The 23,545-nt window shown below is 68.1% G+C and carries 20 protein-coding genes; 10 read left to right on the plus strand and 10 right to left on the minus strand.

Going from position 1 to position 23,545, the window contains the following annotated elements; all coding sequences use genetic code 11:
• Positions 1 to 55 precede the first annotated feature (55 nt).
• Complete coding sequence (locus tag HMPREF2716_RS25925) at positions 56 to 1,312, plus strand: aromatic amino acid transport family protein (RefSeq protein WP_003092694.1); 1,257 nt, start codon at positions 56 to 58, stop codon at positions 1,310 to 1,312.
• Between the two features lie 125 nt (positions 1,313 to 1,437).
• Entirely contained in the window at positions 1,438 to 2,022 is a 585-nt protein-coding gene (locus HMPREF2716_RS25930; protein WP_003113820.1) for a DUF2239 family protein, read from the plus strand.
• A gap of 13 nt (positions 2,023 to 2,035) precedes the next feature.
• Here the strand turns inward: HMPREF2716_RS25930 and mltF are convergent, their stop codons facing one another.
• Positions 2,036 to 3,508 (minus strand): membrane-bound lytic murein transglycosylase MltF, encoded by a 1,473-nt coding sequence (gene mltF, locus HMPREF2716_RS25935; protein WP_034043516.1) that lies wholly within the window; start codon positions 3,506 to 3,508, stop codon positions 2,036 to 2,038.
• A 286-nt stretch (positions 3,509 to 3,794) separates the two neighbouring features.
• On the opposite strand from mltF, the gene purL reads away from it, so the two are divergent.
• The 3 genes from purL to HMPREF2716_RS25945 all read left to right on the plus strand — a co-directional run bounded on the left by purL (position 3,795) and on the right by HMPREF2716_RS25945 (position 8,473).
• Positions 3,795 to 7,691 carry a phosphoribosylformylglycinamidine synthase gene (gene purL / locus HMPREF2716_RS25940; protein ID WP_003104809.1) on the plus strand — a complete coding sequence of 1,299 codons (3,897 nt, stop codon included), beginning with the start codon at positions 3,795 to 3,797 and terminating at the stop codon, positions 7,689 to 7,691.
• Between the two features lie 6 nt (positions 7,692 to 7,697).
• A complete protein-coding gene (locus HMPREF2716_RS29265) occupies positions 7,698 to 7,976 on the plus strand; it encodes a CDGSH iron-sulfur domain-containing protein (protein WP_003113822.1) in 279 nt (92 codons plus the stop codon).
• A 179-nt stretch (positions 7,977 to 8,155) separates the two neighbouring features.
• Positions 8,156 to 8,473 carry a YqfO family protein gene (locus HMPREF2716_RS25945; protein ID WP_003092679.1) on the plus strand — a complete coding sequence of 106 codons (318 nt, stop codon included), beginning with the start codon at positions 8,156 to 8,158 and terminating at the stop codon, positions 8,471 to 8,473.
• 167 nt (positions 8,474 to 8,640) lie between these two features.
• Here the strand turns inward: HMPREF2716_RS25945 and nagE are convergent, their stop codons facing one another.
• The 7 genes from nagE to HMPREF2716_RS25980 form a co-directional block, all read right to left on the minus strand.
• Positions 8,641 to 10,353, minus strand: coding sequence for an N-acetylglucosamine-specific PTS transporter subunit IIBC (nagE, locus tag HMPREF2716_RS25950; RefSeq protein ID WP_003117449.1), 1,713 nt, complete (start codon positions 10,351 to 10,353; stop codon positions 8,641 to 8,643).
• 24 nt (positions 10,354 to 10,377) lie between these two features.
• Positions 10,378 to 12,906, minus strand: a complete 2,529-nt coding sequence (ptsP, locus tag HMPREF2716_RS25955) for a phosphoenolpyruvate--protein phosphotransferase (RefSeq protein ID WP_003143174.1) — start codon at positions 12,904 to 12,906, stop codon at positions 10,378 to 10,380.
• Positions 12,907 to 12,922: 16 nt separating this feature from the next.
• Positions 12,923 to 13,945: an SIS domain-containing protein gene (locus HMPREF2716_RS25960; RefSeq protein ID WP_003148055.1), complete on the minus strand. Its 1,023-nt coding sequence runs from the start codon at positions 13,943 to 13,945 to the stop codon at positions 12,923 to 12,925.
• Positions 13,942 to 15,033, minus strand: a complete 1,092-nt coding sequence (gene nagA / locus HMPREF2716_RS25965) for an N-acetylglucosamine-6-phosphate deacetylase (protein WP_003104817.1) — start codon at positions 15,031 to 15,033, stop codon at positions 13,942 to 13,944. The genes HMPREF2716_RS25960 and nagA overlap by 4 nt, the downstream gene beginning before the upstream one ends.
• Before the next feature lie 16 nt (positions 15,034 to 15,049).
• A complete protein-coding gene (locus HMPREF2716_RS25970; RefSeq protein WP_003117452.1) occupies positions 15,050 to 15,793 on the minus strand; it encodes a GntR family transcriptional regulator in 744 nt (247 codons plus the stop codon).
• Positions 15,794 to 16,035: 242 nt separating this feature from the next.
• Positions 16,036 to 16,536, minus strand: a complete 501-nt coding sequence (locus tag HMPREF2716_RS25975) for a L,D-transpeptidase family protein (protein ID WP_003092667.1) — start codon at positions 16,534 to 16,536, stop codon at positions 16,036 to 16,038.
• Between the two features lie 62 nt (positions 16,537 to 16,598).
• Positions 16,599 to 17,153, minus strand: a complete 555-nt coding sequence (locus tag HMPREF2716_RS25980; protein WP_003092665.1) for an NUDIX hydrolase — start codon at positions 17,151 to 17,153, stop codon at positions 16,599 to 16,601.
• A 140-nt stretch (positions 17,154 to 17,293) separates the two neighbouring features.
• Here HMPREF2716_RS25980 and HMPREF2716_RS25985 point away from each other — a divergent pair, with 140 nt between their 5' ends.
• The 5 genes from HMPREF2716_RS25985 to HMPREF2716_RS26005 are packed head-to-tail and all read left to right on the plus strand — an operon-like array spanning position 17,294 to position 20,628.
• A complete protein-coding gene (locus HMPREF2716_RS25985; RefSeq protein ID WP_003092664.1) occupies positions 17,294 to 17,905 on the plus strand; it encodes a CoA pyrophosphatase in 612 nt (203 codons plus the stop codon).
• Between the two features lie 37 nt (positions 17,906 to 17,942).
• Positions 17,943 to 18,467, plus strand: coding sequence for a gamma carbonic anhydrase family protein (locus HMPREF2716_RS25990; RefSeq protein WP_003092662.1), 525 nt, complete (start codon positions 17,943 to 17,945; stop codon positions 18,465 to 18,467).
• Positions 18,464 to 18,658, plus strand: coding sequence for a DUF1289 domain-containing protein (locus HMPREF2716_RS25995; protein WP_003092660.1), 195 nt, complete (start codon positions 18,464 to 18,466; stop codon positions 18,656 to 18,658). The genes HMPREF2716_RS25990 and HMPREF2716_RS25995 overlap by 4 nt, the downstream gene beginning before the upstream one ends.
• 37 nt (positions 18,659 to 18,695) lie before the next feature.
• Positions 18,696 to 19,877 (plus strand): formate-dependent phosphoribosylglycinamide formyltransferase, encoded by a 1,182-nt coding sequence (gene purT / locus HMPREF2716_RS26000; RefSeq protein ID WP_003092658.1) that lies wholly within the window; start codon positions 18,696 to 18,698, stop codon positions 19,875 to 19,877.
• 1 nt (position 19,878) lies between these two features.
• The gene (locus HMPREF2716_RS26005; RefSeq protein WP_023117128.1) at positions 19,879 to 20,628 is read left to right on the plus strand and encodes an SGNH/GDSL hydrolase family protein; all 750 of its coding nucleotides are present in this window, start codon (positions 19,879 to 19,881) and stop codon (positions 20,626 to 20,628) included.
• 7 nt (positions 20,629 to 20,635) lie between these two features.
• Here HMPREF2716_RS26005 and HMPREF2716_RS26010 read toward each other — a convergent pair whose 3' ends face one another.
• Together HMPREF2716_RS26010 and HMPREF2716_RS26015 are read right to left on the minus strand one after the other, a co-directional pair.
• Entirely contained in the window at positions 20,636 to 21,949 is a 1,314-nt protein-coding gene (locus HMPREF2716_RS26010) for an MFS transporter (protein ID WP_003113829.1), read from the minus strand.
• Between the two features lie 303 nt (positions 21,950 to 22,252).
• Entirely contained in the window at positions 22,253 to 23,545 is a 1,293-nt protein-coding gene (locus HMPREF2716_RS26015; protein WP_003111904.1) for an HlyC/CorC family transporter, read from the minus strand.

The raw sequence follows: 23,545 nt of genomic DNA on the forward strand, positions 1-23,545 counted from the left end.
GCGGTCCTGGCCGCCTCCCGCACAATGCCAATTCGAAATGCAGGGAGTTGTTGTCATGAGTGATACCCGGGTCCAGCAGTATCAGGATCACGCCGGGGCGGAAGCCGTCGATTCCTCGGGACTGGAGGTCAAGCGCCTGACGTTCCTCGAGGCGGTGGCGATGATCGTCGGAACCAACATCGGCGCAGGCGTGCTGTCCATGGCCTACGCCAGCCGCAAGGCCGGCTTCATGCCATTGCTGCTCTGGCTGGCGGTGGCCGGCCTGTTCACCACCATTTCCATGCTCTACGTCTCGGAAACCGCCCTGCGCACGCGCACCCACAACCAGTTGAGCGGCCTTGCCCAGCGCTATGTCGGCTCCTTCGGCGCCTGGGCGATTTTCCTGTCCGTGGCGGTCAACAGCATCGGCGCGCTGATCGCCTACATGAGCGGCAGCGGCAAGATCCTCAGCGCCTTCTTCGGTATCAGCCCGGCCCTGGGCAGCGTGCTGTTCTTCATTCCGGCCGCTGGCGTGCTGTACCTGGGGCTGAGCGCCATCGGCAAGGGCGAGAAGTTCATCAGCATCGGCATGGTCAGCATGATCCTGATCCTGGTGGCGGCCACCCTGCTCAACGACAATACCGAGTTCGCTCGCCTGCTCGAAGGCGACTGGATCTACATGGTCCCGGTATTCAACATCGCGGTGTTCTGCTTCTCCGCCCAGTACATCGTCCCGGAGATGGCCCGTGGTTTCAGCCACGCCCCGGAGCGCCTGCCGAAGGCGGTGATCACCGGGATGCTGACCACCTTCGTCCTGCTCAGCATCGTGCCGCTCTCGGTGATCGCCCTGACCGGCCTGGAGAACCAGTCCGAAGTCGCCACCCTGGCCTGGGGCAAGGCGCTCGGCGAATGGGCCTTCTTCACCGCCAACACCTTCGCCCTGTGCGCCATGCTGACGTCCTACTGGGGCCTGGGCGGTAGCTTCCTGACCAACATCTTCGACAAGTTCCACAAGCTCGGTCCGGAGAACCGGCCGAAGACCCGCCTGCTGGTGCTGGCGATCGTCGCGCTGCCGCCGTTCGTCCTGGCCTACAGCGGGCTGGTCGGCTTCGTCAACGCGTTGTACTTCGCCGGGGCCTTCAGCGGGGTGATTCTCTCGATCATGCCGATCCTGATGCTGCGCTCGGCGCGTAGGAACGGCGACTTCGAGCCGGCCTGGAAATGCGGCTGGATCGCCCATCCGGCGATCCAGGCGGTGATCGTGACGATCTACCTGGCCAGCGCCGCCTACGCCATTTGTAGCGCCATGAACCTGCTGCCGGCCGGCTGGTAGGTCATCGCTGCCGGAAGAGGCCGCCATAGGGCGGCCTTTTTCATGGGATTTATTTTATCCGGATAATATTGTCGCTCTATTTATATCCGGGTATTATTCGGGCGTTCCATCCATGGGAGCCTGTCATGGCCAATGATCCATACATCCAATCCTTCACCTGCTTCGACGGCACGCGCCGGCTGCTGACGGCGGCGCTGCCGGAGGTCGCGCTGGCCTTGAAGCAAGCGGTCGCCGGCGGTGCAGCCGGACCGCTGCTGGTATTCGACAATGCCACTGGGCGCTCCGTCGATCTCGATATCCGTGGTTCCAGCGAGGACCTGCTGGCGCGCCTGGTCGTCGCAGGCGAGCGGCAACCGGCGGAGGAGGCCGCGCCGCGCGGGCGCGGGCGGCCGAAGCTGGGCGTGGTGGCGCGCGAGGTGACCTTGTTGCCGCGCCATTGGGAATGGCTCGCCGCGCAGCCCGGGGGCGCCTCGGTGGCGCTGCGCAAGCTGGTCGAGGAGGCGCGCCGCAGCCAGTCCGGGCGTGCGCGGCAGGCGCAGGAGCGCGCCTACCATTTCATGAATGCGATGGCCGGCGACCTGCCGGGCTTCGAGGAGGCGACGCGTGCGCTGTTCGCCGGGGATCGCGAGGGCTTCGCCGAGCGGATCGCCGGCTGGCCGACCGATGTGCGCGAGCACGCCGCCTGGCTGGCAAGCGACGGAGAATCCTGAGGGGAGGGGGCGGCTAGAGTTTCTCGTCGCCGCTGTCTTCTTCCGGGCGCGTCTTGTTCACGCCGGGCAGGTGCAACCCGCTCTCGGCGATCTGGCTGCCTTCCATCTGCGGCTGGGTCACCCAGGTGAGGATGTCGTAGTAGCGCCGCACGTTCTGTACGAAGTGCACGGTCTCGCCGCCGCGCGCATAGCCGTAGCGGGTCTTGGCGTACCACTGCTTCTGCGCCAGGCGCGGCAGCATCTTCTTCACGTCCAGCCACTTGTTCGGGTTGAGGCCTTCCTTCTCGGCCATCTTGCGCGCGTCTTCCAGGTGCGCGCCGCCGATGTTGTAGGCGGCCAGGGCGAACCAGCTGCGGTCCGGTTCCTTGATGCTCTCGGGCAGTTCGCTGCGGATCTGCACGAAATACTTGCTGCCGCCCTGGATGCTCTGCTTCGGGTCGAGCCGGTTGGACACGCCCATCGCCTGGGCGGTCCGGTTGGTCAGCATCATCAGGCCGCGCACGCCGGTCTTGGAGGTGGCGCCGGGCTGCCACAGCGATTCCTGGTAGCCGATGGCGGCGAGCAGGCGCCAGTCGGTATCCAGCTGCTTGCCGCTCTGCTTGAAGTGGCTTTCGTAGCGCGGCAGGCGTTGCTGCAGGTGCTGGGCGAAGGTGTAGGCGCCGACGTAGCCGAGTACGTCGACATGCCCGTAGTAACGGTCCTTCAGGCGTTGCAGCAGGCCTTCCTTCTTGGCCTGGTCGAGGAACGCGTTGACCTCGTTCATCAGGCTGTCGTCGTCGCCCCCCGGCAAGGCCCAGGCCAGCCCGCGGGCTTCGCCGAAGTCGAAGGCGACGCGGACGTTGGGGAAGTACACCTGGTTCATCGCCAGTTCGTTGGAGTCGACCAGGGTCAGGTCGATGTCGCCGACGTCGACCATGCGCAACAGGTCGACCACTTCGACAGCATCGGATTCTTCGTACTTCAGTTCGGGATACTGCTTCTTCAGCTCGGCGAGCTGCTCCGCGTGGCTGCTGCCCTTGAGCACCATGATGCGCTTGCCGACCAGGTCTTCCGGGCGGGTCGGGCGCTGCTGGCCGTTGCGGTAGATGATCTGCGGGGTGACGTCGAGGTAGGTGTGCGAGTAGCGCACGCTGGCGTCGTCTTCGCGTCCCGGGGTCAGGCCGGCCGCGGCGAGCGCCGGGCCGCCCTCGCGGGAAAGCTGGGCATAGAGGTCGTCGAGGTTGTCGGCGGTCTCGATCTTCAGCTCGACGCCGAGGCGCTCGGCGAAGCGCTTGGCCATTTCGTATTCGAAGCCGGTTTCGCCGTTGCGGTCCTGGAAGTAGGTGGCCGGGCTGTTGCGGGTGATCACGCGCAGTACGCCCTCCTTCTGCACGCGCTCCAGGGCGGTAGGGGCTTTCGCCTCGCTACAGCCCGCAAGCAGCAGAAAGATGCCGGTCGCCAACAGCCAGGCGGCGCAACGTAAGCGGTACGCGGTCAGGGCAAACATCGGCGCAGTATACGCAAAGGCGAGACGGCGCCATATCTCGACAGCCGGGACCTTCTCTGCTATCGCCGGGATACCGTTCGTCCGCCGTTTCGCTTGCCCCGTCGCAGAGCGCTGCGGCGCCGTTCTCGAAGTGCTTCGAAGCGGGCCGCCGCGGATCCGATGGAGGGCTATGCGATAGCCATCGGCGCGGGTGCCGCCGGACGGTGCTTTACGGTAGAATGCACGGCCTCTGCGGGCCGGCTCGGCCGGCCCCCACACCTTCCCGTCTCCAGAGGCTGTTCCGACAATGCTGATCCTGCGCGGCGCTCCCGCCCTTTCCGCTTTCCGCCACGGCAAACTGCTCGAGCAACTGACCCAGCACGTACCTGCCGTTACCGGGCTGTACGCTGAGTTCGCGCATTTCGCCGACGTCACCGGCGCGCTCACCGCCGACGAGGAGCAGGTGCTGGCGCGGCTGCTGAAATACGGCCCGAGCGTGCCGGTGCAGGAGCCCAGCGGACGGCTGTTCCTGGTGGTGCCGCGCTTCGGCACCATCTCGCCGTGGTCGAGCAAGGCCTCCGACATCGCCCGCAACTGCGGCCTGGCGAAGATCGACCGGCTGGAGCGCGGCATTGCCTACTATGTGCAGGGCGAACTGTCCGAGAGCGACGCCCAGCAGGTCGCCGCCCGCCTGCATGACCGCATGACCCAACTGGTGCTGGACCGCCTGGAAGGCGCCGCCGAGCTGTTCAGCCATGCGCAGCCCCGCCCGCTCACCGCCGTCGACGTGCTTGGCGGCGGTCGCGCCGCGCTGGAGAAGGCCAACGTCGAGTTGGGCCTGGCCCTGGCCGAGGACGAGATCGACTACCTGCTGAAGAGCTTCGGCGAACTGGGGCGCAACCCGCACGACGTCGAGCTGATGATGTTCGCCCAGGCCAACTCCGAGCATTGCCGGCACAAGATCTTCAATGCCAGTTGGGACATCGACGGGCAGGCCCAGGACAAGAGCCTGTTCGGCATGATCAAGAACACCTACGAGATGAACCGCGAAGGCGTGCTGTCCGCATACAAGGACAACGCCGCGGTCATCGTCGGCCATGTCGCCGGGCGTTTCTTCCCCGATCCGCAGACCCGCGAATACGCCGCCAGCCGCGAGCCGGTGCAGATCCTGATGAAGGTGGAGACCCACAACCACCCGACCGCCATCGCGCCGTTCCCCGGTGCCTCCACCGGTTCCGGCGGCGAGATCCGCGACGAGGGCGCCACCGGCCGCGGCGCCAAGCCGAAGGCCGGCCTGACCGGCTTCACCGTGTCCAACCTGCAGATCCCCGGTTTCGAACAGCCCTGGGAAGTGCCCTACGGCAAGCCCGAGCGCATCGTCACCGCGCTGGACATCATGATCGAGGGCCCGCTGGGCGGCGCCGCGTTCAACAACGAGTTCGGCCGTCCGGCGCTGACCGGCTACTTCCGTACCTTCGAGCAGAAGATCGCTACCCCTCACGGCGAGGAAGTGCGCGGCTACCACAAGCCGATCATGCTCGCCGGCGGCATGGGCAACATTCGCGACGAACACGTGCAGAAGGGCGAGATCAGCGTCGGCGCCAAGCTCATCGTCCTTGGCGGCCCGGCCATGCTGATCGGCCTGGGCGGCGGCGCCGCCTCTTCGATGGCCACCGGCGCCAGCTCCGCCGACCTCGACTTCGCCTCGGTGCAGCGCGACAACCCGGAAATGGAGCGACGTTGCCAGGAAGTGATCGACCGCTGCTGGCAGCTCGGCGAGCGCAACCCGATCAGCTTCATCCATGACGTCGGTGCCGGCGGCCTGTCCAACGCCCTGCCGGAACTGATCAACGACGGCGGCCGCGGCGGTCGCTTCGAGCTGCGCGCGGTGCCCAACGACGAGCCGGGCATGAGCCCGCTGGAAATCTGGTGCAACGAGTCGCAGGAGCGATACGTGCTGTCGGTGGACGCCGCCGACTTCGAGACCTTCAAGGCCATCTGCGAGCGCGAGCGCTGCCCGTTCGCGGTGGTCGGCGAGGCCATCGAGCAGCGCCAACTGACCGTCGCCGACAGCCATTTCGACAACAAACCGGTGGACATGCCGCTGGAAGTCCTGCTCGGCAAGGCGCCGCGCATGCACCGCGCGGTCACCCGCGAGGCCGAGCTGGGCGACGATTTCGACGCCGCCGGGCTGGAGCTGCAGGAAAGCGTCGAGCGCGTCCTGCGCCATCCCGCCGTGGCCAGCAAGAGCTTCCTGATCACCATCGGCGACCGCACCATCACCGGGCTGGTGGCCCGCGACCAGATGGTCGGGCCCTGGCAGGTGCCGGTGGCCGACTGCGCCGTCACCGCCACCAGCTTCGACGTCTACACCGGCGAGGCCATGGCGATGGGCGAACGTACCCCGCTGGCGCTGCTGGACGCCCCGGCTTCCGGGCGCATGGCCATCGGCGAGACGGTCACCAACCTGGCTGCCGCGCGTATCGGCAAGCTGTCCGACATCAAGCTTTCCGCCAACTGGATGGCCGCCGCCGGCCACCCCGGCGAGGACGCGCGCCTGTATGACACGGTCAAGGCCGTGGGCATGGAACTGTGCCCGGAACTGGGCATCACCATCCCGGTGGGCAAGGACTCGATGTCCATGAAGACCCGCTGGCAGGACAATGGCGAGGACAAGAGCGTCACTTCTCCGGTCTCGCTGATCGTCACCGGCTTCGCCCCGGTCGCCGACGTGCGCCAGAGCCTGACCCCGCAACTGCGCCTGGACAAGGGCGAGACCGACCTGATCCTGATCGATCTCGGCCGCGGCAAGAACCGTCTCGGCGGCTCGATCCTGGCCCAGGTCCACGGCAAGCTCGGCCGCGCCGTGCCGGACGTCGACGACGCCGAGGACCTGAAAGCCTTCTTCGCGGTGATCCAGGGACTCAATGCCGACGGCCATATCCTCGCCTACCACGACCGTTCCGACGGCGGCCTGATCACCAGCGTGCTGGAGATGGCCTTCGCCGGTCACTGCGGCGTCGAGCTGAACCTCGATGCCCTGGCCGATAGCCGCGAAGAGCTGGCGGCCGTGTTGTTCAGCGAGGAACTGGGCGCGGTGATCCAGGTTCGCGAGGGCGCCACTCCGGAAGTCCTCGCGCAGTTCAGCGCCGCCGGTCTCGACGACTGCGTGGCGGTGATCGGCCAGCCGGTCAACGGCTACGAGATCAACCTGAACTACAACGGCGAGACCGTCTACAGCGCCCAGCGCCGCATCCTGCAACGCATCTGGAGCGAGACCAGCTACCAGATCCAGCGTCTGCGCGACAACGCCGACTGCGCCGAGCAGGAGTTCGACGCGCTGCTGGACGAAGACAACCCCGGGCTGTCGATCAAGCTCAGCTACGACGTCAACGACGACATCGCCGCGCCCTACATCAAGAAGGGCGTGCGGCCGAAAGTGGCGATCCTCCGCGAGCAGGGCGTCAACGGCCAGGTGGAGATGGCCGCGGCGTTCGACCGCGCCGGCTTCGCCGCGATCGACGTGCACATGAGCGACATCCTCGCCGGGCGGGTCGACCTGGACGCCTTCAAGGGCCTGGTGGCCTGCGGTGGCTTCTCCTACGGCGACGTGCTCGGCGCCGGCGAGGGCTGGGCCAAGTCGATCCTCTTCAACGCCCGCGCCCGCGACGGCTTCCAGGCGTTCTTCGCGCGCAAGGACAGCTTCGCCCTCGGCGTCTGCAACGGCTGCCAGATGATGTCCAACCTGCACGAGCTGATTCCCGGCACCGAGTTCTGGCCGCACTTCGTGCGCAACCGTTCCGAGCAGTTCGAGGCGCGGGTGGCGATGGTCCAGGTGCAGGAGTCGTCGTCGATCTTCCTGCAGGGCATGGCCGGTTCGCGCCTGCCGATCGCCATCGCCCATGGCGAAGGCCATGCGGAGTTCGAGTCGGAGGAAGCGTTGCTCGAGGCCGACCTTTCCGGCTGCGTGTCGCTGCGTTTCGTCGACAACCACGGCAAGGTCACCGAAGCCTACCCGGCCAACCCCAACGGGTCGCCGCGCGGCATCACCGGGCTGAGCAGCCGCGACGGCCGGGTCACCATCATGATGCCGCACCCCGAGCGGGTGTTCCGCGCCGTGCAGAATTCCTGGCGTCCGGACGACTGGCAGGAAGACGGCGGCTGGCTGCGCATGTTCCGCAACGCCCGGGTCTGGGTGGACTGATCCGGCATGGCGGGCGATGCGGACTCCAACTCGTCGCCCGACCTTCTTCCCGAGGTTCGCCGGGTCTCTCCCGGCGACACCTTGCGGCTCTGTACCTGCGGGGCTTCGGCTTCGCTTCCCGATTGTCCCGCCGACTGCCGCAACGGCCTGACGCTCCACGCGACCCGCGAGCGCCTGTTGCTGTTGTGCCGCTGCGGGCGCTCCGCCGACCTGCCGTATTGCGACGGCAGCCATGCGCCTTCCGCCTCCGGGCTGAAGGCCAGGTGGCGGCGTTTCCGCGGCTGAGCGTAAATCTGTGAACGCCCGCACGAAGGTGTTGTGACGAGCGAACAAATGTTGCGCTTATCTGTCGTAAAGGCAGCGTCAAATATTCATCATGTCAAGGCAAAGTGCCATTATTTGGCGTCGGCAGTCGCACAACCACCGACCGCCTCGTGCAGCATTCGATTCGTGCGGAGAAAACGATGTACAAGCTGTGTTTCTATGTGCCTGAGAGCCATCTGGATGTCGTCAAGCAAGCGGTGTTCGCCGCGGGTGGCGGGCGCATCGGGGCGTACGACAGTTGCTGCTGGCAGTCCCTTGGCCAGGGCCAGTTCCGGCCCCTGGACGGTAGCCAACCCTACCTGGGCCAGGTCGGCCAGGTCGAGCACGTGGCGGAGTGGAAAGTGGAGCTGGTGGTGGCCGACGAGCTCATCCACGCCAGCGTCAAGGCGCTGAAGGCGGCGCATCCCTATGAGACCCCGGCCTACGAAGTCTGGCGCCTGACCGACATGGTCTTCTGAGTTTTCCTCGGACAAGCAAGAAGGGCGGCCAATTGCCGCCCTTTTCGTTATCCGCCTCACGGGGAGAGCCCGACCCGGGGCTGTGGCGTGGCGCGAACAACCGCTTCGCGATTATCGAACCCGAACGGGGGAGCTGTGGCGTAGGGCGAGGTCCAGCCCTCCTGCCGTCAGCGCCGCAGTAGCGGTTGCAGGGCCTGGCTCAGGGCCGCGGCGCGGGGGCCCACCAGGATATGGCAGATGCCGCCGGCGAGGGAGCTGACGCCCTGTCCGCCGAGACGACGCAGTTGCTCGGTGGCCAGCTTGCGTTCGTCCGCCACGCTGACCCGCAGGCGGGTCAGTGCGACGTCCCGTACCTCGCGCAGGTTGCCGGCGCCGCCGAGGGCGCCGAGCCAGGCCTGGGCTTCGGCGGCGTCGACGGTGGCCTGCATCGACACCACCTCTTCGGCTGCGTTCGGACTGCCCAGCGGCGGTACGGCTTCGCCCGGTTGCGTATCGAAGGGCAGGGCGCGGCGGATCTCGTCGGCGATGCTGTCGGCCTGTGGGCCGACCACCACCTGCAGGCTGCCGGCCTTGCCCGGACGTACCACGGCCATCGCACCGAGGGCCTTGAGCTGGGCGTCCGAGGCCTTGTCGCGGTCGACCAGGCGCAGACGCAGGCGCGTGGTGCAGGCGTCCACCACTTCGAGGTTGGCTGCGCCACCCAGGGCGCGGATGAATGCCGGGGCGCGCTCGGCTTCGGCGTTGTCGCCCGATTCGCTGCTCGCGTCGTCTTCGCGGCCCGGGGTCTTCAGGTTGAAGCGGCGGATGCAGAAGTCGAACACCAGGTAATAGATGCCGGCATAGAGCAGGCCCAGCGGCCAGAGCATCCAGCCGTGGGTGGAACGGCCCCAGCCCAGGGCGAGGTCGATGGCGCCACCGGAGAAGGTGAAGCCGAGGCGGATGTCGAGCAGGTCGGTGAGGGCCATGGACAGGCCGGTGAGCAGCGCATGCAGCAGGTAGAGCAGCGGCGCGAGGAACATGAAGGCGAACTCCACCGGCTCGGTGACGCCGGTGAGGAAGGCGGTCAAGGCCATCGACAGGAGCAGCCCGCCGATCAGCTTGCGCCGCTCCGGACGGGCGTTGCGGTACATCGCCAGGCAGGCGGCGGGCAGGCCGAACATCATCACCGGGAACATCCCGGCCATGAACTGGCCGCCCTTCGGGTCGCCGGCGAAATAGCGCGCCAGGTCGCCGGTGACGACGCGCCCGGTTTCCGGGTCGGTGAAGCTACCGAAGACGAACCACACCAGGTTGTTGAGGATGTGGTGCAACCCGGTGACGATCAGCAGGCGGTTCAGCACGCCGAAGGCGAAGGCGCCGAAGCTGCCGCTTTCCAGCATGAGTTGGCCGAGGCCGTTGATGCCCTGTTGCAGCGGTGGCCAGATCACCCCGAACAGCAGGCCCAGGCAGACCGCGCTGATCCCGGTGGCGATCGGCACGAAGCGGCGGCCGCCGAAGAACGCCAGGTATTCCGGCAGCTTCACGTCCTTGAAGCGGTTATACAGGGCGCCAGCCACCAGGCCGCTGATGATGCCGGAGAGCACGCCCATGTCGATGCCCGGATCGATCACCTTGAGCACCGAGATCATCACCAGGTAGCCGATGGCGCCGGCGAGGCCGGCGGTGCCATTGTTGTCGCGAGCGAAACCGACGGCGATGCCGATGGCGAAGATCAGCGCCAGGTTGGCGAAGATCGCCTTGCCGGCGTCGTGGACCAGCGGAATGTCGAGCAGGTCGACGTCGCCCAGGCGCAGCAGCAGGCCGGCGATCGGCAGGATCGCGATCGGCAGCATCAGGGCGCGGCCCAGGCGTTGCAGGCTTTCGATCAGGAACGGGGGCATGGCGGTGGTCTCCGATTGTTCTTGTCAGGCCAGCGGCCAGTGTTGCAGGCAGGCGTCGCGCACCGCCCGGGCGCTGCCCAGGTCCAGTAGCGCCTGGGCGTGGCGGCGGCATTCAGCGGCGTCGAGCTGGCGCACCCGGGTCTTGATCTCGCCGACCAGGTTCGGCCCGACGGACAATTCCTCGACCCCGAGGCCGACCAGTACCGGTGTCGCCAGCGGGTCCGAGGCCAGCGCACCGCAGACGCCGACCCAGCGGCCGTGGCGGGCTGCTCCGGCGCAGGTCTGGGCGATCAGCCGCAGCAGCGCCGGGTGCAGGGCGTCGATGCGGTCGGCCAGGCCGGCGTGGCAACGGTCCATGGCCAGGGCGTACTGCGACAGGTCGTTGGTGCCGATGGAGAGGAAGTCGGCGTGTTCGGCCAGTTGATCGGCGAGCAGGGCGGCGGAGGGCACTTCGATCATCACCCCGAGTTCGGGCAGGCGCTCGATCCCCAACTGCGTGGCCAGCTCGCCGAGGCGGCGACGGATGGCGCGCAGTTCGTCGACCTCGCTGACCATCGGCAGCAGTATCCGGCAGCGTTCCAGTGGTTCGACCCTGAGCAGCGCGCGCAACTGCTGGTCGAGCAGCTCCGGGCGCGCCTGGCCGAGGCGGATGCCGCGCAGGCCCAGTGCTGGGTTTTCTTCCACCGGCAGCGGCAGGTAGTCGAGGTGCTTGTCGCCGCCGACATCGATGGTGCGGATGATCACCTTGCGCTGGCCCATGGCGTCCAGGACCTCCTGGTAGGCGTTGCGCTGCTCCTCTTCGTCGGGCGCGGCGCGGCGCTCGAGGAAGAGAAACTCGGTGCGTAGCAGGCCGACCCCGTCGGCGCCGTTGGCGAAGGCTTCGGCGGCCTCGCGCGGCGAGGCGACGTTGGCGCCGATCTCGATGCGCCGGCCGTCGCGGGTGAGCGCCTCGCGCTGCGCATCGGCCTGCTGGCGGCGGTGTTGTTCCTCGCGCTGCGCCACTTGCAAGGCGACCTGCTCCAGGCGTCGAGCGTCGGGGCTGAGTTCCAGCCGGCCCTGGCCGGCGTCCAGTACTACCTGCCGGCCTTCCTCCAGCTCCAGCAGCCCGGCGCCGAGCGCCACCAGGCACGGCAGGCCCTTGCTACGGGCGAGGATGGCCACGTGGGAGGTGGCGCCGCCTTCGGCCATGCACAGGCCAGCCGCGCCGGCATCCACCAGCGGCGCGAGGTCGGAGGGGGTGATCTCCCGGGCGGCGACGATGGCCCCAGCAGGCACCCGCAACGGTGCGGTGTCGCCGAGCAGCACCCGCAGCACGCGTTTTTCCAGGTCGCGCAGGTCGTTGGCGCGCTCGGCCAGCAGCAGGTTGCCCAGCGCCTGGAGAATCTCGCACTGGGCCTGAATCGCCCGGTGCCAGGCGTGGGCGGCGCCGACGCCCTGGTCGATCAGCATGTCGGCGGCGTCCAGCAGACCCGGGTCTTCCAGCAGCGCGAGATGCGCGGAAAAGATCGCCGCTTCGTTCTCGTCGCCGCCGAGCCTGGCCTGCTGCAGGCTCCCCTGTACGTCGTCGCGCACCCGTTGCAGGGCCTGGTCCAGGGCGAGGTGCTGTTCCTCGGGACGATGCCGGCCGTCATCCGCCGGCAGGCTGATGGCGCCGAGCCGCGCCAGGGGACCGCTGGCCAGGCCGGGCGAAGCGCAGACGCCGGCCAGGGTACCGGCGACAGCCGCAGGTCGCGCCGGCTCGCCCGGGGCGATGGCGCGCGGGGCCTCCTTCGGAGCCCCCGCGGTGGCGCTGGCGAGGGCCGCGAGCAGGGCGTCGAGGGCCGCCTCGCTGTCTTCGCCGCGACAGATCACCTCTACCTCGTCCTGTTCGGCGACCCCCAGGCCCATGATGCCGACCAGGCTGTCGACGCTGGCCACCTGCCCGGCGAAGTGCAGTTCGGCCTGGCTGGAAAAGCCCTGCGCGGTCTTCCGTAGCAGCGCTGCCGGGCGTGCGTGCAGACCGCCATGATGGGCGACCCGCGCCCGCCCGCGGACCTGGCGCTGCGCGGAGCCTTCGCCAGGCGCGGGATTGGCCGGACGTTGCTCGGCCTTCTCCGGACTCAGTTGCAGGAGCGGCGCGCCGACCTCCACCGGGTTGGTGGTCAGCGGGCGTACCTGGAAGCCGTCGCCGTTGGTCAGGATCATCACCGTGATCAGACTGCGGCTGCCGCGGGCGACGCGGTCCAGGTCGAAGCGCAGCAGCGGCTGGCCCTCGATCACCCGCGCACCTTCCTCGACCAGCGCCTCGAAGCCTTCGCCTTGCAGCTGTACGGTATCGAGGCCGACGTGCAGCAGCAGCTCGGCACCGTTGTCGGCGCGCAGGCTGAGCGCGTGGCGGGTTCGCGCCAAGTGGCTGACCAGCCCGGCGCAGGGCGCGTGCAGGCAGTCGTTGAGCGGGTCGATGGCGATGCCTTCGCCCAGGGTGCCGCTGGAAAACACCGGGTCGGGTACTCGGTTGAGCGGCATCACGGGGCCGCTCAGGGGCGCTTTGAGGGCGAGATTCTTGTTGTTCATGGGCGCGCGCTCAGGCTCAGTGGGTTCGGGTGACTTTGCTCAGGTGCCGTGGCTGGTCCGGGTCCATGCCGCGGGCTTCGGCCAGGCCGGCGGCCATGACGTAGAAACTCTGGATCGCCAGGATCGGATCGAGCGCCGGATGCGCGGCGCGCTGCAGCGGCAGGTCGCGTTCGGCGATGTCGTCCGGGGCGGCGAGCAATACCTGCGCACCGCGCTGGCGCATATCCTCGGCGAGCGCCAGCAGGCCTTCCTGCTCCGGGCCGCGGGGAGCGAACACCAGCAGCGGATAGCGCTCCTCGACCAGCGCCATCGGTCCATGGCGGACCTCGGCGCTGCTGAAGGCCTCGGCCTGGATCGCCGAGGTTTCCTTGAATTTCAGCGCGGCCTCCTGGGCGATGGCGTAGCCGGCGCCGCGACCGATCACCATCAGCCGCTGGCAGTCGCGCAGGACCTCGATGGCCGGCGACCAGTCGAGCCTGGCGGCCTGCTCCAGCCCGGCCGCCAGGCCCTGGCCTGCGGCCAGCAGGGCATTGTCGCGCTGCCAGTGGGCGAGCAGGCGGGCGCTGGCGCTGAGCGTGGCGATGAAGCTCTTGGTCGCTGCGACGCTGCGCTCGGCGCCGGCGCAGAGCGGCACGACGAATTCGCTGGCGGCTTCCAGCGGCGAATCCTCGGCATTCACCAGGGCGATGCCCAGGGCGCCGCGTTCGCGCAGGATGCGCAGGCTGTCCACGAGATCGGGGCTCTGCCCGGACTGCGAGAAAGCGAAGACGGCCTGCCCGGCGACACGCAGCGGCGAGCGGTTCAGGGTCACTACCGACATGGGCAGCGAGGCCACCGGCAAGCCGGCGTGCTGCATGGCCAGGTAGGCGAAGTAGCTGGCGGCATGGTCGGAGCTGCCGCGCGCGACGGTCAGCGCCAGGTTCGGATCGACCTCCCGCAGGCGCTGGCCAAGCGCCGGCAGGCAAGCGTCGAGCACGGCCAGTTGACGGCTCGCCACCGTGGCGGCGGAGAGCGCTTCCTCGAGCATCAGCGAAGTCATTCGAGTTCTCCTTCCACCATCACGGCGTCGAGTTCCAGGGAGCGATCCAGGCGCACCACATCGGCCCAGGCTGCGGGCGCCAGGCGGCCGCGCTCGGCGAGGCCGAGGTAATCGGCGGGGAATTGCGAAAGGCGTTGCGAGGCTTCGGCCAGGGGCAGGCCGATCTTCACCAGGTTGCGCAGCGCCTGGTCCATGGTCAGGGTGCTGCCGGCCAGAGTGCCGTCGGGCAGGCGCACGCCGCCCAGGCACTTGGTCACCGTGTGGCTGCCGAGCTTGTACTGGCCGTCGGGCATGCCGGCGGCGGCGGTGGAGTCGGTCACGCAGTACAGGCACGGGATCGAACGCAGGGCCACCCTGATGGCGCCGGGATGGACATGCAGCAGGTCGGGGATCAGCTCGGCGTAGCGTGCGTGGGCCAGGGCCGCGCCGACGATACCCGGTTCGCGGTGGTGCAGGCCGGTCATCGCGTTGTAGAGGTGGGTGAAGCTGCTGGCGCCGGCTTCCAGTGCGGCCACGCCATCCTCGTAGCTGCCCAGTGTATGGCCGATCTGCAGGCGTACGCCGCGCTCGGCGAGGGCGCGGATCAGCGGTCGGTGTCCGGCGATCTCGGGGGCGATGGTGATCACCCGGATCGGCGCGCGGCGCAGGTAGTCCTCGACTTCCTCGAGCACCGCGGCATGGGCGAAGTTGGGCTGCGCGCCGAGCTTGCCGGAGTTGATGTAGGGGCCTTCCAGGTGCACGCCGAGTATCCGTGAACCGCCCTCCAGCGAGCGGCGGCAGTAATCGCCGAGCTGGCTGAGGATGTCGGCGATCTCCTCGCGCGGTGCGGTCATGGTGGTGGCCAGCAGCGAGGTCGTGCCGAAGCGCCGGTGGGTACGGGCGATGGTGGCGAAGGCGTCGCCACCTTCCATGATGTCGCGGCCGCCGCCGCCGTGCACATGCAGGTCGATGAAGCCTGGCAGCAGGTACGGATCGGCGTTGCCGGCCGGATCGCAGGGCTCGCCTTCGATCCGCTGGATACGCCCGTCCTGGATGTGCAGGCGGCCGAGGACCCAGCCTTGCGGGGTGAGAATGTTGCCTTCGAGCATGGCGGCTCCGTGTCGGTCAGCGTCGCAGTTCGGCGACGAAGTCGTAGTAGTCGTTGCGGCAGTAGGTGTCGGTCAGCTCGATCGGGGTGTTGTCCTCGAGGTAGCCGATCCGGGTCATCAGCAGCATCGCGGTGCCCGGCGCGATGCCGACCAGCGCGGCATCGGACGCGGACGCGTTGATCGCGCGCACGTGCTGGAGGGCGCGGACCACTGGGCGACCGATGCCGTCCAGGTATTCGTAGAGGGAATCGCCGACCGCTGTCGGGTCCGGCAGCAGGCGCGCCGGCAGGGTGCTGTTCTCGATCGCCATCACTGTGCCGTCGGCCTTGCGCAGGCGCTTCATGCGCGTGACCTTCTCGGTCGGCGAGAGGCCGAGGCGGATCAGTTCGTCGTGGGTGGGCAGGGCGATGCCGCGCTCTAGCCAGGTGGAGCCGGGGGTGAAGCCTTTCAGGCGGAGCATCTCGCTGAAGCTGGAGAGACGCGACAACGGTTGTTCGAGACGCGGCGTAATGAAGGTGCCGGAGCCCTGGTTGCGGCGGATCAGGCCCTGCTCGAAGAGTACTTCGAGGGCCTTGCGCGCGGTGACGCGGGAAATGTTCAGGGTTTCGCTGAGGTTGCGTTCGGAGGGCAGCGCTTCCTCCGCTTTCCACTGGCCGGCATGGATCGCGCTCTCGAGATTGCGCGCCAGCTGCAGATAGAGGGGGGTGGGTTGCGCCTCGTCGGGACGCAGGGCCAGGAGCAGGTCGTGGGCTGTCTTCATGAGAGGTTCCGATGCGGATTGTGTTGTTGTCGCCCGGTAATGCTGGGAAAACTAATACCACTTGAATACCACGTCAATGCCAGTTGTGCGTCGCGCACGCGTCAGCCAGCCGTCCCGTCGATTGACTCGGCCTGAGTAAGGGATGCAAGGGTTTGACGGATAAAAGAAAACGCCGCCGGAAAATCTCGCGGCGGCGTTCCTGGCGTGGCTGACGGCTGACGAGTGGTATCAGCCTGGTTCTGTCAGGGGCGGATCTCGATCAGCGTGCCGTCTTTCACCACGCTCCAGACTTCGCGCATGTCGGTGTTGTTCATGGCGATACAGCCATTGGTCCAGTCCAGGGTGGAGAAGTACCACTCCGGGTATTCGTCATCCAGCGGGGTGCCGTGGATCATGATCATGCCACCGGCCGGCAGGCCCTTTTCCCGGGCCTTGGCCACGTCGCGGGCGTTGGGGTAGGAAATGTGCATGGAGAGGTTGTAGTTGTTGCTGGTCTTGCGCCAGTCGATCCAGTAGAAGCCTTCCGGGGTGCGGTTGTCGCCTTCGGCCAGCTTCGGGCCGGTCGGGCGCTTGCCCAGCGAGACACGGTAGCTTTTCAGGACGTTGCCTTTGTTGAGGAGCAGCAGTTTTCGCTCGGACTTGAGCACCAGGACCTTGTCCACCTTGCCTTCCAGGCTCGGCGCGGCATTGGCCTGGGTCAGACTGGCGAAGGTCAAGCACAGCAAAGCAAGCAACCAGCGCATGGAAGTGAAATCCCCGATGTTCCCTTGAGCCGCAACGGCGGCGGTGTTCGAGTGTTTGGCGTTCAGTCTTTCTTATAGGAAGCCAGCATAGGTGCAATGGCTTCGTTGCGCACCGGGAAGCAGCCTTCGCGGCGGTCGCTGAAGTAGCATTCTAAGGTACGGCCGATGGTCGGAAAAGCCAGCTCCGACCAGGGAATCTCCGCTTCGTCGAAAAGCCGCACCTCCAGGCTTTCATCGCCGGCGGAGAAATCCAGGTCGAGCAGCTCGGCGCGGAAGAACAGGTAGACCTGGCTGATGTGCGGCAGGTCGAAAAGGGTATAGAGCTGCAGGTCGCCGATCCGCGCGTTGGCTTCTTCCTCTGTCTCGCGGGCCGCCGCCTGGGCGAGGGTCTCGCCGTTCTCCATGAAGCCGGCCGGCAGCGTCCAGTAGCCCAGGCGCGGCGCAATGGCGCGACGGCAGAGCAGGACCTGGCCGTCCCACACCGGCAGGCTGCCGGCGACGATACGCGGGTTCTGGTAGTGCACGGTGTGGCAGGCGTCGCAGACGTAGCGCAGGCGGTTGTCGCCGTCCGGGATGCGCTGGACCACCGTGGCGCCGCACAGGCTGCAGAATTTCATGCCAGGTTCTTCTTCGGGGAAAGGCCTATCTTGCTCGGCTGGCCGGGAGGCGACAAGGCCCCGTGCGGGAGGGGTGGGCTGGCCGGGGCTTTCGTGCCATGATCTCGGGGAAACGACAAGACCTCGGAAACCCCGGCAGTATGAACTGCACGCTCGACGAGCTGCGCCAACGCATCGAGGCGCACCGCCCCCGCCAACTGGATACCGACCAGCGCTTCCCCCAAGCGGCCGTGCTGGTGCCCATCACCCGCAGCGACGATCCGGAGCTGGTGCTGACCCTGCGCGCCGCCGGTTTGTCCACCCATGGCGGCGAGGTCGCCTTCCCCGGCGGGCGGCGCGACCCGGAAGATGCCGACCTGGTGCGCACCGCCCTGCGCGAGGCGGAGGAGGAGATCGCCTTGCCGCCGGGCCTGGTGGAAGTGGTCGGGCCGCTGAGCACCCTGGTCTCGCGGCATGGCATCGAGGTCACTCCCTATGTCGCCTTCATTCCCGACTTCGTCGAGTACCAGCCCAACGACGGCGAGATCGCCGCGGTGTTCAACGTGCCGCTGAGTTTCTTTCGCGACGACCCGCGCGAGGTCACCCACCGTATCGACTACTTCGGCCGCAGCTGGTACGTGCCCAGCTATCGCTTCGGCGAGTTCAAGATCTGGGGCCTGACGGCCATCATGGTGGTGGAGTTGGTCAACCTGCTGTACGACGACCCCATCGACCTGCACACGCCGCCGGCTTCGTTCATCAAACTGAGTTGACCGACGGGGCGCAGACCCCGGCCATGAGGAGATCGCGATGAAATACCGCCTGGGCGATGCCCGCGTCGAAACCCATCCCGACAGCTGGATCGCGCCCAGCGCAGCGGTGATCGGCAAGGTTCGCCTGGATGCCGGCGCCAGCGTCTGGTTTGGCGCGGTGCTGCGCGGCGACAACGAGCTGATCCATATCGGCGAGCACAGCAACGTCCAGGACGGCTCGGTGATGCACACCGACATGGGCTATCCGCTGACCCTCGGCAAGGGCGTCACCGTCGGCCACAACGCCATGCTGCATGGTTGCAGCGTGGGCGACTACAGCCTGGTGGGGATCAACGCGGTGATCCTCAATGGGGCGAAGATCGGCAAGTACTGCATCATCGGCGCCAACGCGCTGATTCCCGAGGGCAAGGAGATTCCCGACGGCTCGCTGGTGATGGGCTCGCCGGGCAAGGTAGTGCGCGAGCTGAGCGAGCCGCAGAAGAAAATGCTCGAGGCCAGCGCCGCCCACTATGTGCACAATGCCCGCCGTTACGCCCGCGACCTCGTCGAGGACCCGGCGTGAACGAGCGACCGGTGGCTTCGCCCTGCGTGCATGTCTGCGCGCTGGACGAGCAGGACATCTGCATCGGCTGCCAGCGCACGGCGGCCGAGATCACCCGCTGGGGCCTGATGAGCAACGACGAGCGCCGCGAGGTGCTCGGTCGCTGTTTCGAGCGCGCCAAGGCGCAAGGGCTGGTCAGCGGTTCCGCCTGAAGCGGATTCCGTTTTCTTTCATTTCCGAGGTTCTTCCATGACCCGTATCGGTACCCCCCTGTCGCCGAGCGCGACCCGCGTCCTTCTCTGTGGCTCCGGCGAGCTGGGCAAGGAAGTCGCCATCGAGCTGCAACGCCTGGGTTGCGAAGTGATCGCCGTCGATCGCTATGGCAACGCGCCGGCCATGCAGGTGGCACATCGCAGCCACGTGATCAGCATGCTCGACGGCGCCGCCCTGCGCGCGGTGATCGAGCAGGAGAAGCCGCACTACATCGTGCCGGAGATCGAGGCCATCGCCACCGCGACCCTGGTCGAGCTGGAGGCCGAAGGCTACACCGTGGTGCCCACCGCCCGCGCCGCGCAACTGACCATGAACCGCGAGGGTATCCGCCGGCTGGCTGCCGAGGAGCTCGGCTTGCCGACCTCGCCCTATCACTTCGCCGATACCTTCGAGGACTACCGCCGTGGCGTCGAGCGCGTCGGCTACCCCTGCGTGGTGAAGCCGATCATGAGTTCGTCGGGCAAGGGCCAGAGCGTCCTGAAAGGCCCCGACGACCTGCAGGCGGCCTGGGACTATGCCCAGGAAGGCGGGCGCGCCGGCAAGGGCCGGGTGATCGTCGAGGGCTTCATCGATTTCGACTACGAAATCACCCTGCTCACCGTGCGCCACGTCGACGGCACCACTTTCTGCGCGCCGATCGGTCACCGCCAGGTCAAGGGCGACTACCACGAGTCCTGGCAGCCGCAGGCGATGAGCGCGCAGGCTCTGGCCGAGTCCGAGCGGGTCGCCCGGGCAGTGACCGAGGCCCTCGGCGGACGCGGGCTGTTCGGCGTCGAACTGTTCGTCAAGGGCGACCAGGTGTGGTTCAGCGAGGTGTCGCCGCGTCCGCACGATACCGGCCTGGTGACCCTGATTTCCCAGGATCTTTCCGAGTTCGCGCTGCACGCGCGGGCGATCCTCGGCCTGCCGATCCCGGTGATCCGCCAGCTCGGCCCGTCGGCCTCGGCGGTGATCCTGGTGGAAGGCAAGTCCCGGCAGGTCGCTTTCGCCAACCTCGGCGCCGCGCTGAGCGAGGCGGATACGGCGCTACGCCTGTTCGGCAAGCCGGAAGTGGATGGCCAGCGGCGAATGGGCGTGGCCCTGGCGCGCGACGAGTCGATCGACGCCGCCCGCGCCAAGGCGACCCGGGCCGCCCAGGCGGTTCGCGTCGAACTCTGAGATGCGCCGGCTGGCAACGCTGGCCTGGTGGGCGGCGGCTCTGCCGTTGCTGCCGCTGGCGGTGCCGCTGGCTATCCGCACCCGCCGCCGAGCCTTGCGCCTGGCGCCCGCGGCGGGACCTCGCGAAGGGCTGGTCGGTGGGGCCGGTGCCGAAGAGCCGCTGCGCTTGCTGTTGTTCGGTGAGTCGACAGTGGCCGGGGTCGGCGCCAGTTGCCTGGACTACGCCCTGGCCGGCCGCCTGGCCGCGGCGCTGGGCGAGCGTCTGCGGCGCCCGGTGGCCTGGCAGGCGCTGGGCGAGAACGGTATCACCAGCGGCGAGGCGCGCGAACGCTTGCTACCGCAGGTGGCGGGACGTTTCTTCGACCAGGTGATCCTGGTCTTCGGCGTCAATGACACCACCAGCCTGCGCTCCCTCGAACGCTGGCGCGCCGACTGCGCGGCCCTGATCGACGGCTTCCAGGCGGCCGGCGCGCAGGTGACCTGCACCGCGGTGCCGCCGCTGCAGCATTTTTCCGCCTTGCCCGGGTTGCTGCGGGCCCTGCTGGGGTGGCGCGGGCGGCTGCTCGACGAGGCGCTGTGCGATCTCGCTGGCGCGACCGGCGCCGGCTACTGCCCGATCTCGCTGGACCTGCTTCCGGGCTACCTGGCCATCGACGGCTTTCATCCGTCGCAGCTGGGCTACCAGGTCTGGGCCGGGGCCCTCGCCGACTGGTTGGCGGCGAGGGAGAAGGGCGGCGTCGCGGTAGTCTGAGCGAGACTCAGGACACTGCGCCGAGGTCGTTGTCGCGGGTTTCCTTCAGGCACAGCACCGCCAGCAGGCTGAGCAGCGCCGCTGCGGAGACGTAGCCGCCGACCCAGCCCAGGCCGCCGATGCCGACCAGCTTCTGGGCGATATAGGGCGCCACCGAGGCGCCGAGAATGCCGCCCAGGTTGTAGGCCGCCGACGCGCCGGTGTAGCGCACGTGGGTGGGGAATATTTCCGGCAGCAGCGCGCCCATCGGGGCGAAGGTGACCCCCATCAGGAACAGCTCGATGCAGAGGAACAGGGCGACGCTGAACGTCGAGCCCTGGCTGAGCAGCGGCTCCATGGCGAAGCCGGAGGCGATCGCCGCCAGGCTGCCGAGCAGCAGTACCGGCTTGCGTCCGAAGCGGTCGCTGAGCCAGGCCGACAGCGGCGTGGCGGCGGCCATGAAGAGCACCGCGAGGCACAGCAGACCAAGGAACTCCTCGCGGCTGAAGCCGAGGCTGGCCACCCCGTAGCTCAGCGAGAACACCGTGGAGATATAGAACAGCGCATAACACACCACCATCGCCAGGGCGCCGAGCAGGGTCGGCCGCCAGTGCTGGGCGAACAGCTCGGCGATCGGCAGGCGGACCCTCTCGTGCTTGGCCATGGCCTTGGCGAACACCGGGGTTTCCGCCAGCTTCAGGCGTACGTAGAGGCCGACCACGACCAGCGCCGCGCTGAGCAGGAACGGGATCCGCCAGCCCCACTCACGGAACTGCTCCTCGCTGAGCAGCATCGCCAGGGCCAGGAACAGGCCGTTGGCGGCGAGGAAGCCGATCGACGGGCCGAGCTGGGGAAACATGCCGAACCAGGCGCGCTTGCCGGCCGGCGCGTTCTCCGTGGCCAGCAGCGCGGCGCCGCCCCACTCGCCGCCGAGGCCGAGGCCCTGGCCGAAGCGCAGCACGCAGAGCAGCAACGGCGCCCAGTAGCCGATGCTGTCGTAGCCGGGGAGGACGCCGATCAGGGTGGTGGATACCCCCATCAGCAGCAGCGAGGCGACCAGGGTCGACTTGCGCCCGATGCGGTCGCCGAAGTGGCCGAACAGCGCCGAGCCCAGCGGACGGGCGAGGAAGGCGATGCCGAAGGTGAGGAAGGCGCTGAGCATCTGCGCGGTGCCGGATGTCTGCGGGAAGAATACCGGACCGATCACCAGGGCGGCGGCAGTGGCATAGACGTAGAAATCGTAGAACTCGATGGCGGTGCCGATGAAGCTGGCGACTGCGACCCGGGTGGTCGAGTTGGCCGGTTCCGGAGCGGCGTCGGCGGCGAGGGTGGCGGCGGTCATGGTGGGAAGGTCCCTGGCAGTCGGGGCACGACGGAGTGCTTCCGTGCGGCCGGATGGTTATGGCCAGTGCGCCGATGCGGCGGCGCGGCGCCCGGGTGGGGCGGACGAGATCGGTCGCGCAGGGAGGATGGGGCTGCGCGCCGTGCGCCGGCTGGTACCGTCGGCATCGGGGCCGGGCGGGCAGGCGGGACTGGCGGGTGACTGGCCGGGGCTCGGGCTGCGGGTAGCGGCGGAACCGGCGGCAGGGCTGGATAAGCTGGGGTCGATTATAGAGCGCCGCGGGGCCGGTTCGGCAATCCCGGATCAGACGCTGGCGTCGCTTTCGACCAGCGGGGTCAGCGCGCGGGGATGCCAGGCGCGCACGCTTTTCACACGGTTTTCCGCCGACTGCTGGATTTCCAGGCAGTAGGGGCCGATGCGCAGGCACACCGCGCAATCGGGGATCTGCTCCAGGGCTTCGGTGACCAGGCCGTTGAGGGTCTTCGGGCCGTCGCAGGGCAATTGCCAGCCAAGCGACTTGTTCAGCTCGCGCAGGTTGGCGCTGCCGTCGATGACGAAGCTGCCGTCCTCCTGTGCCTGGATATCCGGGTTGTCGAGGCTGTCGAGGTCGTTGAAGTCGCCGACGATCTCTTCGAGGATGTCCTCCAGCGTGACGATGCCGATCACCTCGCCATATTCGTCGACCACCACGCCGATACGGCGCTTCTCCTTCTGGAAGTTCACCAACTGGGTCGACAGCGGCGTGCTTTCCGGCACGAAATACGGCTCCATGCAGGCCTGGCGGAGATTCTCCTTGGTCAGGCGGCCCTGGGTCAGCAGGCGCGCGATCTGGCGCATGTGCACGACCCCTTCGATCTGGTTGACGTCGTCGCGGTAGACCGGCAGGCGGGTGTGGCTGGTGGTGCGCAACTGCTCGACGATGACCTCGAGTTCGTCGTCGAGGTCGATGCCTTCGATTTCGTTGCGCGGGATCATCAGGTCGTTGACCGTGACCTTCTCCAGGTCCAGCAGGCCGAGCAGCATGTCATGCCGGTTGACCTCGCTGGCCTGGGGGTTGTCGGCCGGATGCAGGGCCTCTTCGTCGCGGCTGCGTCCGCTGTCGTCCTGTTCCGCCGCGGCGACGCCGAGCAGGCGCAGCAGCGCGTTGCTCAGCAGGGTCAGTAGCCACAGCAGGGGCCAGCACAGGCGCTGCAGGATCAGGAGCGGCAGGCTGAGCGGCAGGGCGACGCGTTCCGAGCGAAGGGCGCCGTAGCGGCGCGGCAGCAGGGCGCCGAACAGCAGCAGGAGCAGGGTCATGCCGGGGATGGCGACGGCCAGGCCGATGACGCCCCAGTGGCGCAGCGCGGCCCAACTGGCCAGGGCGGCGGCGCTGACGTTGACCAGGGTGCGGCCGAACAACAGGGTGCCGCGCAGGCGGTCGTCGTGCAGCAGCAGCCAACTGCTGCGCCGGGCCCCGCGCAGGCCTTGCTTGGCCTGCAGGCGCAGGCGGTAACGGTCGAGGTTGAGCAGGGCGGTCTCGACGCAGGAGAAGAACGCCGAGCAGGCGACCAAGAGAACCAGCAGGCCGACCAGGTACCCGGGGTGCAGCTCATCCAT

The organism is Pseudomonas sp. HMSC076A11, from assembly GCF_001810205.1.
GTDB lineage: Bacteria > Pseudomonadota > Gammaproteobacteria > Pseudomonadales > Pseudomonadaceae > Pseudomonas > Pseudomonas aeruginosa.

Excerpts from the sequence above, each read along its gene's own strand:
- HMPREF2716_RS26015 (WP_003111904.1), bottom strand. The coding sequence starts at position 23,545 with ATGGATGAGCTGCACCCCGGGTACCTGGTCGGCCTGCTGGTTCTCTTG.
- HMPREF2716_RS26010 (WP_003113829.1), bottom strand. The coding sequence starts at position 21,949 with ATGACCGCCGCCACCCTCGCCGCCGACGCCGCTCCGGAACCGGCCAAC.
- HMPREF2716_RS26005 (WP_023117128.1), top strand. The coding sequence starts at position 19,879 with ATGCGCCGGCTGGCAACGCTGGCCTGGTGGGCGGCGGCTCTGCCGTTG.
- HMPREF2716_RS25980 (WP_003092665.1), bottom strand. The coding sequence starts at position 17,153 with ATGAAATTCTGCAGCCTGTGCGGCGCCACGGTGGTCCAGCGCATCCCG.
- nagA (WP_003104817.1), bottom strand. The coding sequence starts at position 15,033 with ATGCTCGAAGGCAACATTCTCACCCCGCAAGGCTGGGTCCTCGGCCGC.
- HMPREF2716_RS25970 (WP_003117452.1), bottom strand. The coding sequence starts at position 15,793 with ATGAAGACAGCCCACGACCTGCTCCTGGCCCTGCGTCCCGACGAGGCG.
- purT (WP_003092658.1), top strand. The coding sequence starts at position 18,696 with ATGACCCGTATCGGTACCCCCCTGTCGCCGAGCGCGACCCGCGTCCTT.
- purL (WP_003104809.1), top strand. The coding sequence starts at position 3,795 with ATGCTGATCCTGCGCGGCGCTCCCGCCCTTTCCGCTTTCCGCCACGGC.
- ptsP (WP_003143174.1), bottom strand. The coding sequence starts at position 12,906 with ATGAACAACAAGAATCTCGCCCTCAAAGCGCCCCTGAGCGGCCCCGTG.
- HMPREF2716_RS25990 (WP_003092662.1), top strand. The coding sequence starts at position 17,943 with ATGAAATACCGCCTGGGCGATGCCCGCGTCGAAACCCATCCCGACAGC.
- HMPREF2716_RS25975 (WP_003092667.1), bottom strand. The coding sequence starts at position 16,536 with ATGCGCTGGTTGCTTGCTTTGCTGTGCTTGACCTTCGCCAGTCTGACC.
- HMPREF2716_RS25945 (WP_003092679.1), top strand. The coding sequence starts at position 8,156 with ATGTACAAGCTGTGTTTCTATGTGCCTGAGAGCCATCTGGATGTCGTC.
- HMPREF2716_RS25925 (WP_003092694.1), top strand. The coding sequence starts at position 56 with ATGAGTGATACCCGGGTCCAGCAGTATCAGGATCACGCCGGGGCGGAA.
- HMPREF2716_RS29265 (WP_003113822.1), top strand. The coding sequence starts at position 7,698 with ATGGCGGGCGATGCGGACTCCAACTCGTCGCCCGACCTTCTTCCCGAG.
- HMPREF2716_RS25930 (WP_003113820.1), top strand. The coding sequence starts at position 1,438 with ATGGCCAATGATCCATACATCCAATCCTTCACCTGCTTCGACGGCACG.
- mltF (WP_034043516.1), bottom strand. The coding sequence starts at position 3,508 with ATGTTTGCCCTGACCGCGTACCGCTTACGTTGCGCCGCCTGGCTGTTG.
- HMPREF2716_RS25985 (WP_003092664.1), top strand. The coding sequence starts at position 17,294 with ATGAACTGCACGCTCGACGAGCTGCGCCAACGCATCGAGGCGCACCGC.
- HMPREF2716_RS25960 (WP_003148055.1), bottom strand. The coding sequence starts at position 13,945 with ATGACTTCGCTGATGCTCGAGGAAGCGCTCTCCGCCGCCACGGTGGCG.
- nagE (WP_003117449.1), bottom strand. The coding sequence starts at position 10,353 with ATGCCCCCGTTCCTGATCGAAAGCCTGCAACGCCTGGGCCGCGCCCTG.